Here is a 12434-nt window from a genome sequence, read left to right on the forward strand (position 1 = left end):
TCTGCTGGGGGATAGTCCAGACAGAACGGGCCAGGTGAGATTGCAACTCGGTTACGCTCCGAAGTCGCCAGTCGTGCGTGATACCTCACTTGCAGTAATCGCGTCGCGCGCGCCGAGGCCGCCGGGCGGGTGAATCTGCGATCTGACCAGGCGCTACGGTGGAACGGTGAGCACGAGGACCTACGAGATCCGAACCTTCGGCTGCCAGATGAACGTGCACGACTCCGAGCGGCTCGCCGGCATGCTGGAGGACGCCGGATACGTGCGCGCGGATTCAGATGCCGCTGACGTGGTCGTGTTCAACACCTGCGCGGTCCGCGAGAACGCCGACAACCGCCTCTACGGCACTCTCGGTCACATGCGGCCGGCCAAGGACCGCAACCCGGACATGCAAATCGCCGTCGGCGGCTGCCTGGCGCAGAAGGACCGCGACACGATCGTCAAGCGGGCCCCCTGGGTGGACGTCGTGTTCGGCACGCACAACCTCGGCTCGCTGCCGACCCTGCTGGAACGCGCCCGGCACAACCACGAGGCCGAGGTCGAGATCCTCGAGTCGCTGGACGTCTTCCCGTCCACGCTGCCCGCGCGCCGCGAGTCGGCCTACTCGGGCTGGGTGTCGGTCTCGGTCGGCTGCAACAACACCTGCACGTTCTGCATCGTGCCCGCGCTGCGCGGCAAGGAGAAGGACCGCCGCCCCGGCGAGATCCTGGCCGAGGTGCAGGCGCTGGTGTCCGAAGGCGTGCTCGAAGTGACGCTGCTGGGCCAGAACGTCAACGCCTACGGCGTCGAGTTCGGGGACCGCTTCGCGTTCGGCAAGCTGCTGCGCTCCTGCGGGGAGATCGAAGGGCTGGAGCGGGTCCGCTTCACCTCGCCGCACCCGCGCGACTTCACCGATGACGTGATCGAGGCGATGGCCGAGACGCCGAACGTGTGCCCGCAGCTGCACATGCCGCTGCAGTCCGGCTCGGACCGGATCCTCAAGGCGATGCGCCGCTCCTACCGCTCCGAGCGGTACCTGAACATCGTGCGGAACGTGCGCGAGGCGATGCCGGACGCGGCGATCACCACCGACATCATCGTGGGCTTCCCCGGCGAGACCGAGGAGGACTTCGAGCAGACGCTGGAGGTCGTGCGGCAGGCGCGGTTCTCCAGCGCGTTCACCTTCCAGTACTCCAAGCGGCCCGGTACGCCCGCCGCGGACATGCCCGACCAGCTGCCGAAGGAGGTCGTGCAGCAACGCTACGACCGGCTGATCGAGCTGCAGAACGAGATCTCCTGGGACGAGAACAAGAAGCTGGTCGGCCGCCCGGTGGAACTGCTGGTCGCCGAGGGCGAGGGCCGCAAGGACTCGGAGACCCACCGGCTCTCCGGCCGGGCCCGCGACGGGCGGCTGGTGCACTTCACGCCGACCGGCGCCATCGACGGCGAGGTCCGGCCCGGCGACGTCGTGCACACCACGATCACCCGCGCCGCGCCGCACCACCTGGTCGCGGACGCGGACATCACCGGACACCGGCGGACCACCGCCGGCGACCACTGGGAGGCGGGCGTGCGGCCCAAGACCTCCGGAGTCAGCCTCGGGCTGCCGTCGTTCGGAACCCCGCCGCCGCAGCCCGCCGAACAGCAGGGATGTGCGTGTTGAGCAAGCCGGAAGGTGCGGACGAGTCGCGCCACGAGCCGACCAAGTCGGAGCGCGAGGTCCTGCGCCGCATCGACCCCGGCTCGCGCGCGCTGGTGATCGCGTCGGTGATGCTCGTGCTCGTCCTGTGCTCGCTGCTGCCGTGGGCCGGCGGTGCCGCGGGCTGGCAGGTGCTGATGGGGCAGACCGACCCGGCGCTCAAGGTCGGCCTGCTGCCGCGGCTGTTCGCGATCAACTCGACGATCGTCGGGATCGGCCTGGGCGCCCTGGCGCTGATCACGCGGCGGTGGATCGTCGCGTTCCTGGCCGGGCTTGCCGGCGTGGTGGTGACCTTCGAAGGCGTGATCGCGATCTGGTCGCGTCAGACCAGCGGCGTGGAGAGCCCGTCGATCGGCCTGCTGCTCGCGGTGGCCTGCATGGCGATCCTGGCGGTCCAGTGGATGCGGATCGTCTGGTCCCGCGACTGACCTCCCGATTTCAGGCGGGATCGGGATTCCGCCGAGGTTTCCGGCCGGGACCGCGATGATCGTCTGATCCGGCTCATAGCCTCAGCGGCATGCCACGAGACCTCGCCTGGGACGGCGGCTACAACATCCGCGATCTCGGCGGGCTACCCGCCGCGGCGGGTAGCAAGATCCGCCGGGGCGCGGTCGTGCGCTCTGCCAGCCCGGCGTTCCTGACCGAAGCGGGCTGGGCGCAGCTGCGGGAGCACGGCGTCCGCACCGTCGTGGACCTGACCGACGACGGCGAGTCGTTGCCCGAGATCGCGGCGAGGCCACCGGGGCTGAACAGCCTGAAGATGCCGCTGAACCCGGTGCACGACACCGAGTTCTGGGGGAACTGGGGCAACCGGCTGCACGGCACGCCGCTGTACTACCGGCCGTTCCTCGACCGCTTCCCGGACCGCACGGCCAAGGTCGTCAGCGCGATCGCGCACGCCGAACCCGGTGGGGTGCTCGTGCACTGCACTGCGGGCCGCGACCGCACCGGGATCATCGCGCTGGTGCTGCTCGCGTTCGCGGGGGTGGCGACCGACGACATCGTCGCCGACCACCAGCTCAGCCACGACCGGCTGCGGCCGATGTTCCACCGGCTCGGCAAGCCCGACCAGGAACCGTTCATCGACGAAGCGCTCGCTGAACACGGCACCACCAAGCACGAGGTCCTGCACTCGGCGCTCGACGCCTTCGACGCCGAGCAGCACCTGCGCGCCGGCGGCTGCGCCGACGCCGACCTCGACGCCCTCTGGGCGAGGCTGCTCGCGCCGCCCGCCTGACGGCGCGAGCGAAACGCCTACCGGCTGGCGATCGCGTGCTCCGCAGCCTCCAGCCACTCGCGCCACTGCGCGGCCTGCGCCTCCGCCTGCTTCGCACGGCGTTCGTCGCCCGCTGTGCGGGCCTTCTCGGCCTGCGCCTCGAATTGCTCCACCCGGTCGCGGAACTGGTCGACGCGGGCCTGCGCCTCCGGGTCGGTGCGCCGCCACTGCGCGTCGGCTGCCGACCGCACCCGGTCGGCGACCGTGCGCAGCTTTCCTTCCAGCTCCCGCATCCGCTCCCGCGGCACCTTGCCGATCTCGTCCCAACGCTCCTGGATCCGCTGCAGGTGGGCCTGCGCGGACTTGAGGTCGGCGGACGGATCGATCTGGTCGGCCTCGACGAGCAGCTCTTCCTTCAGCTTGGCGTTCGCGGCGAATTCGGCGTCGCGTTCGGAGAACGCCTCCGAGCGGCGGCTGAAGAACCGGTCCTGCGCGGCGCGGAAGCGCTGCCACAGCGCCTCGTCGCTGTCCTTCGGGGCGCGGCCGGCGGCCTTCCAGTCGGCCATCAGCTGCTTGTAGCGGTTGGCGGTCTCGCCCCAGTCGGTGGACTCGGTCAGCGATTCGGCTTCCTCGACCAGCTCCTGCTTGTGCGCCTTGGACGCCGCGCGCTGCCGGTCCAGCTCGGCGAAGTGCGAGCCCCGGCGGCGGCTGAAGGCGTCCCGCGCCTTCGAGAACCGGCGCCAAAGCTGCTCGTCGGTCTTGCGGTCGACGCCGCGGATCTTCTTCCACTCGTCGAGGATCTGGCGCAGCCGGTCACCGGCGCTCTTCCAGTGCGTGGATTCGGTGGCGATCTCCTCGGCCTCGACGACCAGCGCCTCCTTGCGCGCGATCGCGTCCGCCCGGGCGCGTTCCTTCTCGTGCTTCGCGCCCTCGACGGCCTGCTCGGCGCGCGCCAGCAGGTGCTCGATCCGGGCGGTCAACGCCGCCAGGTCGCCGATCACCGCGGCTTCGGCCAGCGACTCGTGCAGGTGCTTCGCGCTGGTCAGGGTGTGCTTCGGCTCGCCGGCGTGGGTGCCCAGCCGGGTCTCCAGCAGTTCGACCTCGGTGAGCAGGTCGTCGAACTTGCGCGCGTAGAGGGCCAGGCCCTCGGCCGCATCACCGGCTTGCCAGGAACCGATCGCGCGCTCACCGTCGGGGGTGCGGACGTACACCGTGCCATCGGCGTCCACCCGCCCCCACTTGGTGGGATCTGCGGAAGCGGTCGGTACCGCGGGCGCAGCCGTGGGTGACCCGGTGGTGCTGGTGGTCGAGTCCGCGGCCGCCTTGTTGGCGACTGCCTCGGGGGTCGTGTCCTGGTGCGTCATGGCCGGCTTCCTCCTTGCGTGCCCGCTCCGATGCCCGTGTCCGGCACGGGCGCCCCGCATCGGCGGGGCCCAGCAAGCGTCGACCCGAACCGTTCGGTGGTCCGGCCTCCGCTGGCGCATTCAAACAGGTCAGGGCGCGAATCGGTACTCCGTCGCGGATTCGGTTCGCCGACGGATCGGCGTGCCGCGCGACGTGGTGACCGGGCCGGGCATGTGACCTGCACGGGTTCATTGTCATCAGGCACCGGTTCGGTCGCAGCGGGCAGGGGGCGGGAAACCCGCGCCGTGTCCTGCCGCCGGTTGCGACTCCCTGCTCCAGCCAACTCGCCCGTGACCTCTACCGTGCACAGGTGTGATCACCCGTGTCGCTGTGGTGCCCTACCCGCCGTTGCTGGTTCCCGAACTGACCGTGCGGGCCGACCCGGAAACCGCTAGCCTGCGGGGCGCCTGTCTGCGCGCCGTGTCCAGTCTGACTGAATCTGCCGCCGAATGGGTGGCCCTTGGCGTAGATCAGTCGGGACCGGTGGTGCTCGGGCCGGAAGCGGCGGGCACGTTCGCGGGCTTCGGTGTCGACGTCCCGGTGACGCTCGGCGGCGCCGGCACCCCGGATCCGCGGCTGCCGCTGCCTGCGCTGATCGCGGGCCTGTTGCGCGAGCAAGCAGGGGCGCGGACGGTCACGACGCACCTGCTGGCGCCGGACGCACCGGCCGACGAATGCCAACGGCTCGGCACCGAGCTGGCGGCGGAAGACGTCGGTCTCCTGGTGCTCGCCGACGGCACCAACCGCTCCGACGAGCGTTCGCCGTACCCGCCGGACGAGCGCGCCAAGCCGGTCGACGAGCAGATCCGCGCCGCGCTGGCCGATGTGGACACGAACGCGCTGCTCGCGCTGGAGCCGGAGCTGTGCGCAGAGCTGGGCGTCGCGGGTCGGGCCGCGCTCCAGGCTCTGCCCGGAGTCGTAGCGGCCACCGGCGGAACCTGGCGCGGCGAACTGCTGTACTCGGCCACTCCGTTCGGCGTCACCTACCACGTGGCGACCTGGACCCGCACGGCCTGAACAGGTGTTGCCACTGGTCACCACCCGTGAGCGTTTTGGGGTGCCATAGCGCCCCAGAACACTCACGGCCCTTGGCCGACCGGTCCGGAGCCGGGCGGACCGCAGTGCGGCAGGCCGGGCAGGCGCTTCTAAGGTCGAGGGGTGCAGTCCCTTTCGCATCTGGTGGCGATCGTCGGTCCCACCGCCACCGGCAAGTCGGACCTCGGCATCGAGCTCGCCGCGGCGTTCGACGGCGAGGTGATCAACGCCGACGCCATGCAGCTCTACCGCGGGATGGACATCGGCACGGCCAAGCTGTCGCAGGCGGAGCGCCGCGGCATCCCGCACCACCTGCTGGACGTCCTCGACGTCACCGAGGCCGCCTCCGTGGCGGCCTACCAGGAGCAGGCGCGCAGCGCCGTCGAAGACGTCCTCGCCCGCGGCCGGACGCCGGTGCTGGTGGGCGGCTCCGGCCTCTACGTGCAGGCTGTCGTCGACGACCTGTCGTTCCCCGGCACGGACGCCCAGGTGCGGGACAAGTACGAGCAGGAGCTGGCGCGGGTCGGCCCGGACGAACTGCACCGGAGGCTGCGGGAGCTCGATCCGGTGGCCGCGGAAGCCATCCTGACCAGCAACGGTCGCCGCATCGTCCGGGCGCTGGAGGTCATCGAGATCACCGGCCGGCCGTTCTCGGCGAACTTGCCCAAGCCCGGACCGCCCCGCTACGGCGCGGTGCTGATCGGCCTGGATCGCCCGATCGAGGACCTGGACGACCGCGTCGACCGGCGCGTCACCAGCATGTTCGACGCCGGGCTGGTCGACGAGGTCCGGCAGCTGGAAACGCTCGGACTCCGGCGAGGCCGCACCGCCGGCCGCGCGCTCGGCTACCAGCAGGTGCTCGCCGAGCTCGACGGGGCGGGCGACATGGCCGCCGCCGCGGCCGAGACCGCGAAGCTCACCCGCCGCTTCGTCCGGCGGCAGCGCTCCTGGTTCCGCCGGGACGGGCGGATCCACTGGTTCGACGCCGCCGCCCCGACCCTGGCCACCGACGTCCGAGCGCTGCTGACCTCGGGCACGGCTGAGCGTCAAGAGCCGTCCGGGCGAACGTAGACTGGCCCCGTGCATTCCTCCCAGGGCCCCGAGTTCGTCAAGGGCCACGGCACCCAGAACGACTTCATCATCCTGCCCGACCCGGACGGCGAGCTCGCCCTCACCGACGAGCGGGTCCAGGCGCTGTGCGACCCGCACCGAGGCCTGGGCGCGGACGGCGTCCTGCGGGTGATCCGCGCCGGTGCGCTGGAGGACGCCCCAGCCGACGTGCCGGCCGACGTGTGGTTCATGGACTACCGCAACGCCGACGGCTCGATCGCCGAGATGTGCGGCAACGGCGTGCGGGTGTTCGCCCGCTACCTCGTCGACGCCGGGCTGGCCGCCCCCGGTGAGCTGCCGGTGGGCACGCGCGCGGGCGTTCGACCGGTCCGGATCCACGACGACGGCCGGGTCACGGTCGACATGGGCCAGGCCAAGATCTTCGGCGAGTCCACCACCAGTGCCTCCGGTCACTCCTTCGCGGGAGTCGCGGTGGACGTCGGCAACCCGCACCTGGCCTGCGTGGGCGACGTGGACCTCGCCGAGCTCGACCTGAAGACGGCGCCGCCGCACGACCACCACCTCTTCCCGCACGGCGTGAACGTCGAGTTCGTCCGGCCGCTCGAGGGCGACCACATCCAGATGCGCGTGCACGAGCGCGGGGTCGGCGAAACCCGCTCCTGCGGCACCGGCACGGTCGCCGCCACGGTCGCGGCCCTGCGCGCGGCCGGCGCGGAAACCGGGCGCCGGGTGGTCCACGTCCTGGGAGGTACCGTCGAGGTGGAGGTCACCGCGACGACCTCCACGCTCACCGGCCCAGCCGTGCTGGTGGCGCGCGGGAACCTCGATCCCACCTGGTGGCAGCGGCCGTAGGTGGGCGTCACAACAGTGCAAACGGGTAATGGCGGGCGCGACACGTGAAAATCGGTCGCGGACCGTGGGACAATGGTTCTGATATGAAAAATTCCCTGACCTGGTCCGCCGAGCCAGACCGCGACGCGGTCGAACCCGACGAATACGACCCCATCCTCACTGCGGAACCCTCCACGGGCGAGATGGAGCGCGCAGACCGTGCGTCGCTGCGGCGGATCGCCGGGCTGTCCACCGAGCTCGCGGACATCACCGAGGTCGAATACCGCCAGCTCCGCCTGGAACGCGTGGTGCTGGTCGGAGTCTGGACCGACGGCGACGCGGCACACGCCGACGCGTCGCTGGACGAGCTTGCGCGGCTCGCCGAGACCGCCGGCTCGCAGGTGCTGGAAGGCATCATCCAGCGCCGCGACCGCCCGGACCCCGGCACCTACGTCGGCTCCGGCAAGGTCCGCGAGCTGCGCGACATCGTCGTCGCCACCGGGGCGGACACCGTCATCTGCGACGGTGAGCTCTCGCCCGGCCAGCTGCGGCAGCTGGAGGAGAAGCTCAAGGTCAAGGTGGTCGACCGGACCGCCCTGATCCTGGACATCTTCGCCCAGCACGCCCGGTCCAAGGAGGGCAAGGCGCAAGTCGAGCTCGCCCAGCTCCAGTACTTCCTGCCGCGCCTGCGCGGTTGGGGTGAGGCGATGTCCCGGCAGGCCGGTGGCCGGGCCGGGGCGAACGGCGGCGTCGGCACCCGTGGTCCCGGTGAGACCAAGCTGGAGACCGACCGGCGGCGCATCCACAAGCGCATCGCCAAGCTCCGCAAGGAACTCGCCGCCATGCGCACGGTGCGCGGCACCAAGCGCGGTCGGCGCGAATCCAACGAGGTCTCCAGCGTGGCCATCGCCGGCTACACCAACGCCGGGAAGTCCAGCCTGCTCAACGCGTTGACGGGCGCCGGGGTGCTGGTGGAGGACGCGCTGTTCGCCACCCTGGACCCGACGACCCGCAGGGCGGGCACGCCGGACGGCCGCGAATACACGCTGACCGACACGGTCGGTTTCGTCCGGCACCTGCCGCACCAGCTGGTCGAGGCCTTCCGCTCGACCCTCGAAGAGGTCGGCGGTGCGGACCTGCTGGTGCACGTCGTGGACGGCTCCGAGGCCTCGCCGCACGAGCAGGTCGCGGCGGTGCGCGAGGTGCTGAACGAGATCTCCGAGGACCACGAGACGGCGATGCCGCCGGAGCTGCTGGTCGTCAACAAGATCGACTCGGTCGACGCCACCCGGATGGCCGAGCTTCGGCGGCTGTTGCCCGCCGCGGTGTTCGTCTCCGCGCGAAGCGGCAAGGGCATCGAGGAGCTGCGCGAGGCCATCGCCGAGCGGCTGCCCCGACCCGACGTCTTCGTCGACGCGCTGGTGCCGTATACCCGCGGCGAACTCGTGGCGCGGGTGCACGCGGACGGCGAAGTGGTCGACGAGGAGCACACCCCGGAGGGCACCAGGATCCGCGCGAAGGTCCGGCCGGACCTGGCCAGCGCGCTCCAGCCGTTCGTGGGAATCGGGTGAGCACTGCCGGTGCGGGTGGTGCGGCTGTCGCCGCGCTGCTGCTGTCGGTGGCGTCGGGCTTGGTTCCGGCCGCCGCCGCTGAGCAGCCGCCCGCACCGGTCGAGAAGTGCCGTGTCGGGGACAAGCGCCTAGCCGAACTGTCCGGCCTCGCGTCGGACGGTTCCGCCTGGTACGCCATCAGCGATGGCGGCAGCTCGCTGCGGGTGTTCGTGCTCGACCCGGCCGATTGCTCGGTCCGCGGGGTCCGGACGGCCTCCAACGATCCGTACGACGTCGAAGACCTCGCGCTGGGGCCCGACGGATCGCTCTGGCTGGCCGACACCGGGGACAACCGCCGCCGCCGGGACAACATCGGATTGCACGTGATGCCGCCGGGCGGTGGCGCGACGCTGTACCACCTCACCTACCCGGACGGGCCGCACGACGCGGAAGCGCTGCTGCTCGACCGGACGGGCGTGCCGCACATCGTCACGAAGGAACCGCTGGGTGTTGCCGGGGTCTACCGCCCGAGCGCTCCCTTGGCAGCGGACCGCACCGTGCCGCTGGAGCAGGTCGCTTCGATCTCACTGCGCTCCACCCAAACCCCGGGCGGTCCGGTGCGCGGCGCGTTCGGTTCGGTGCTAGTGACGGGCGGGTCCGTGAGCCACGACGGCACGATGGTCGCCATCCGCACCTACACCGAGGCGTACGTGTACAAAGCGCCGGACGGCGACCTGGTCGCGGCATTCCAGCGCGAACCGCTGCGCATCCCGTTGCCGAACGAGCAGCAGGGCGAGGCGATCGCTTGGGAACCGGACGGTGCGTTGCTGTCCGGGTCCGAAGGGAACCAGCCGGTCCGCCACATCCGCGGAGTCGAGGCGGCCGCTCGAACGCCTGGTGCGCAGGGCGAAGGCACCGCGGCTCCGCCGCCGGGCGGCGACGCGGACCAGGCGCAGCCGCCAGCCGCCCCGGGCGGTACCGGGATGTCCGCGGGGCAGGCCCTGCTCCTCGCGGCCGCGTTGTCCGGACTGCTCATCTTCGTGACCCGTCGGCTGCGCCGCCGCGCGCGCTAGAACCGCCGACCCGAGCGGCCTTCGCGGGCACTTCCATCGATTGCAGGGTGACTACCGGCGTGCGCTCTCCGTCGCCGCTGCGGGATTCGCCGGCTCATGTCGAGCCCGGGAATCCCGCAGCGAGCGTCCAGCGGGGGCGCCGATTGCCTGAAGCTCAGAGGCGTCGCAGCACCGCGACGACCTTGCCCAGGATCGCCGCGTCATCGCCGAGGATCGGCTCGTAAGCCTGGTTGTGCGGCATCAACCACACGTGGTCGTCGGTTCGCTTGAACGTCTTCACGGTCGCTTCGCCCTCGATCATCGCGGCCACGACGTCGCCGTTGTCCGCGTCGGGCTGCTGGCGCACGGCGACCCAGTCGCCGTCGGTGATGGCGAGGTCCACCATCGAGTCGCCGACGACCTTGAGGAGGAAGAGCGTGCCGTCGCCGACGATCTCCTTCGGCAGCGGGAAGACGTCCTCGATGGACTCCTCCGCCAGGATCGGGCCGCCGGCCGCGATCCGGCCCACCACCGGCACGTACGCGGGCTTGGCCTGCCCGGCCATCTCGGGGGAGTCGGGCTCGCCGCCGACGAGCACGCCGACGGTGCGTGGTCGGTGCGGATCTCGGCGCAGGTAGCCCTTTCGCTCCAGCACGCGGAGCTGGTACGCCACCGAGGACGTCGAGGTGAGCCCGACGGCGTCGCCGATCTCGCGGACGCTTGGCGGATACCCGTGCTCGCGCATCCACGTCCTAATGGCCTCCAGCACCTTCAGCTGGCGGTCGCTGAGCTCGTCGGTCCCGCTGGGCTGCTCGGGCAGGGTGTGCACGTCGGCCCGGGAGTCGTCGTCCTTGACGTCCTGTACGCGGCCCTTGATCGAGCCGGTCGCATTCCTCGCCACCGCTGCCTCCTGTCCGTGTGAACTGCTCCGTGTGAACTGCGGTGCTGATCGCGGGGGAGTGTCGGTCCGCCCGATTTCCACAGTAGACGCGAGAAACCCAGAGATCAAACACCTGTTCGAGTTAATTTTGGGCCTTAAGTCTCGCCTTGCGGTGTGCTCGTAGTACACAATCGCACGCAGGTTCGATCGAACATTCATTCGATCATGATCTCGGGTGCGGGAGGCGTCATGACCACGTTCATCGATGCGGCGAGGCGGGCGCGTCCTGTCGAGCGGGAGGTCGCCGACCGGCGGCAGGCGGGCGAGTCGGTCGCGGCGCCGCGGCCGCGCCACGGCGTCCGGCGGGCGCCTGGTCGCGTCGTCTTCCGCGCGCCGGATTCGCCGGCCGAGGAGTCCGGCGCGGCGTGCGGCCGGGCTCGCCGGAGCGGCGAGTGGCTTTGGCTGACCTCGGTGGCGGTCTTCACTTTCCTCATTGTCATGCTGATGGGGTTCTTCGGGCTCGGCGACGCGCCGGTGGCGGGCGGCAACGCGGTCGTCGAAGTGCACGCCGGGGACACGTTGTGGGGGATCGCGGGCCGGGTGGCGCCGGACAGCGACCCGCGCGCCGTGGTCGCGAAGATCGTCGAGCTCAACGGGCTGGACGAGGCCGCCCTCGAGGCGGGCCGCCTGTTGGTGGTCCCGGTCGGCGATTGATCGGTGCCCGGGCCGGTGCCGGGGGTGGCGCCGACCGGTGATCGATCGACTGCCGGGCACCCTCGGGCGGTCGTCGTCGGTGTGATGCCGGCCGGTGGCGGCCCGGTGCCCGGGGGTCCGGGGCCGTGCTTCGGCGGCGACCAGCGGGTTCTCGCGGGCGGTGTCGCTCGGCGCCGGCCGGGCGCGCGGCGAGGGCGTGTCGGGTTTGCGTCGCGGTACGCCGCGGATTAGAGTCGACCACAACATCTAGTAGTTACGTCCGTGTATTTAGTCCATAGGTTGGGCTTGTAGGGTGTTCGAGCGCCCACGGACGGTGAGTTGGTCGACGGTCGCCGAGGTGTGGTCGCGGCCAAGCTGGGGAAGGGGGTGAGGGCCGGTGCGGTGCCCGTTCTGTCGCGGCGAGGACTCCCGGGTCGTCGATTCGCGCGAGGTCGAGGAAGGCCAGGCGATCCGGCGCAGGCGATCGTGCTCGACGTGTGGTCGGCGGTTCACGACCATCGAGGAGCTGGTGCTTTCGGTGGTCAAGCGTTCCGGCGTCACCGAGCCCTTCAGCCGCGAGAAGGTGGTCCGCGGCGTGCGGCGCGCCTGCCAGGGGCGCCCCGTCGAAGAGGACGCGCTGCAGCAGCTCGCGCACCAGGTGGAGGACACGGTCCGGTCCCTCGGGGTCTCCGAGCTGCCCAGTCACGAGGTGGGGCTGGCGATCCTGGGGCCGCTGCGGGAGCTGGACGAGGTCGCCTACCTGCGGTTCGCGAGCGTGTACCGGGCGTACTCCTCGGTGGAGGACTTCGAGAAGGAAATCGCCGACCTGCGCGCGGCGCGCCGCGCCGCGCAGGCCGGTGCGGAGCAGAACGCGGAGACCGGCCGTGAGTAAGCCGCGTCGGCGGACGCCCCGCCGAGGGGGCGGAAACGCAAAGCGTCAGCCGGCGGCCCAGGGTGGGGCGCCGCTGAGGATTGAGGCACGACCGAACCGGACGGGGAGCCCGGACGGGGCCGACGAAGCACG

The 12434-nt window shown here is 71.3% G+C and carries 12 protein-coding genes; 10 read left to right on the forward strand and 2 right to left on the reverse strand.

Annotated elements, in window-relative coordinates; genetic code table 11:
• Nucleotides 1-166: 166 nt before the first annotated feature.
• The 3 genes from miaB (at nucleotide 167) to E1288_RS08175 (ending at nucleotide 2915) form a co-directional block, all read left to right on the forward strand.
• A complete protein-coding gene (gene miaB / locus E1288_RS08165) occupies nucleotides 167-1642 on the forward strand; it encodes a tRNA (N6-isopentenyl adenosine(37)-C2)-methylthiotransferase MiaB (protein WP_268951807.1) in 1476 nt (491 codons plus the stop codon).
• Nucleotides 1630-2106: an Rv2732c family membrane protein gene (locus E1288_RS08170; protein WP_165968030.1), complete on the forward strand. Its 477-nt coding sequence runs from the start codon at nucleotides 1630-1632 to the stop codon at nucleotides 2104-2106. The genes miaB and E1288_RS08170 overlap by 13 nt, the downstream gene beginning before the upstream one ends.
• Before the next feature lie 89 nt (nucleotides 2107-2195).
• Nucleotides 2196-2915: a tyrosine-protein phosphatase gene (locus E1288_RS08175; protein ID WP_132482878.1), complete on the forward strand. Its 720-nt coding sequence runs from the start codon at nucleotides 2196-2198 to the stop codon at nucleotides 2913-2915.
• A 17-nt stretch (nucleotides 2916-2932) separates the two neighbouring features.
• Here E1288_RS08175 and E1288_RS08180 read toward each other — a convergent pair whose 3' ends face one another.
• The gene (locus E1288_RS08180; protein WP_132482880.1) at nucleotides 2933-4258 is read right to left on the reverse strand and encodes a DUF349 domain-containing protein; all 1326 of its coding nucleotides are present in this window, start codon (nucleotides 4256-4258) and stop codon (nucleotides 2933-2935) included.
• A 352-nt stretch (nucleotides 4259-4610) separates the two neighbouring features.
• Here E1288_RS08180 and E1288_RS08185 point away from each other — a divergent pair, with 352 nt between their 5' ends.
• The 5 genes from E1288_RS08185 to E1288_RS08205 all read left to right on the forward strand — a co-directional run bounded on the left by E1288_RS08185 (nucleotide 4611) and on the right by E1288_RS08205 (nucleotide 9858).
• On the forward strand, nucleotides 4611-5315 hold the full coding sequence (locus tag E1288_RS08185) for a class III extradiol ring-cleavage dioxygenase family protein (protein WP_132482882.1): 705 nt from the start codon (nucleotides 4611-4613) through the stop codon (nucleotides 5313-5315).
• Between the two features lie 141 nt (nucleotides 5316-5456).
• A complete protein-coding gene (gene miaA / locus E1288_RS08190; RefSeq protein WP_132482885.1) occupies nucleotides 5457-6404 on the forward strand; it encodes a tRNA (adenosine(37)-N6)-dimethylallyltransferase MiaA in 948 nt (315 codons plus the stop codon).
• Between the two features lie 9 nt (nucleotides 6405-6413).
• The gene (gene dapF, locus E1288_RS08195; RefSeq protein ID WP_132482887.1) at nucleotides 6414-7256 is read left to right on the forward strand and encodes a diaminopimelate epimerase; all 843 of its coding nucleotides are present in this window, start codon (nucleotides 6414-6416) and stop codon (nucleotides 7254-7256) included.
• 182 nt (nucleotides 7257-7438) lie between these two features.
• Complete coding sequence (gene hflX, locus E1288_RS08200; RefSeq protein WP_165968034.1) at nucleotides 7439-8806, forward strand: GTPase HflX; 1368 nt, start codon at nucleotides 7439-7441, stop codon at nucleotides 8804-8806.
• Nucleotides 8803-9858 (forward strand): NHL repeat-containing protein, encoded by a 1056-nt coding sequence (locus E1288_RS08205; protein WP_132482889.1) that lies wholly within the window; start codon nucleotides 8803-8805, stop codon nucleotides 9856-9858. The genes hflX and E1288_RS08205 overlap by 4 nt, the downstream gene beginning before the upstream one ends.
• Nucleotides 9859-10012: 154 nt before the next feature.
• Here the strand turns inward: E1288_RS08205 and lexA are convergent, their stop codons facing one another.
• Nucleotides 10013-10738 carry a transcriptional repressor LexA gene (lexA, locus tag E1288_RS08210; RefSeq protein ID WP_132482891.1) on the reverse strand — a complete coding sequence of 242 codons (726 nt, stop codon included), beginning with the start codon at nucleotides 10736-10738 and terminating at the stop codon, nucleotides 10013-10015.
• A gap of 228 nt (nucleotides 10739-10966) precedes the next feature.
• Here lexA and E1288_RS48670 point away from each other — a divergent pair, with 228 nt between their 5' ends.
• Both E1288_RS48670 and nrdR read left to right on the forward strand, forming a co-directional pair.
• Nucleotides 10967-11431 carry a LysM peptidoglycan-binding domain-containing protein gene (locus tag E1288_RS48670; RefSeq protein WP_235883420.1) on the forward strand — a complete coding sequence of 155 codons (465 nt, stop codon included), beginning with the start codon at nucleotides 10967-10969 and terminating at the stop codon, nucleotides 11429-11431.
• A gap of 376 nt (nucleotides 11432-11807) precedes the next feature.
• Nucleotides 11808-12302 carry a transcriptional regulator NrdR gene (gene nrdR / locus E1288_RS08220; RefSeq protein WP_132482893.1) on the forward strand — a complete coding sequence of 165 codons (495 nt, stop codon included), beginning with the start codon at nucleotides 11808-11810 and terminating at the stop codon, nucleotides 12300-12302.
• Nucleotides 12303-12434 lie beyond the last annotated feature (132 nt).

It is taken from the genome of Saccharopolyspora elongata, assembly GCF_004348985.1.
GTDB lineage: Bacteria > Actinomycetota > Actinomycetes > Mycobacteriales > Pseudonocardiaceae > Saccharopolyspora > Saccharopolyspora elongata.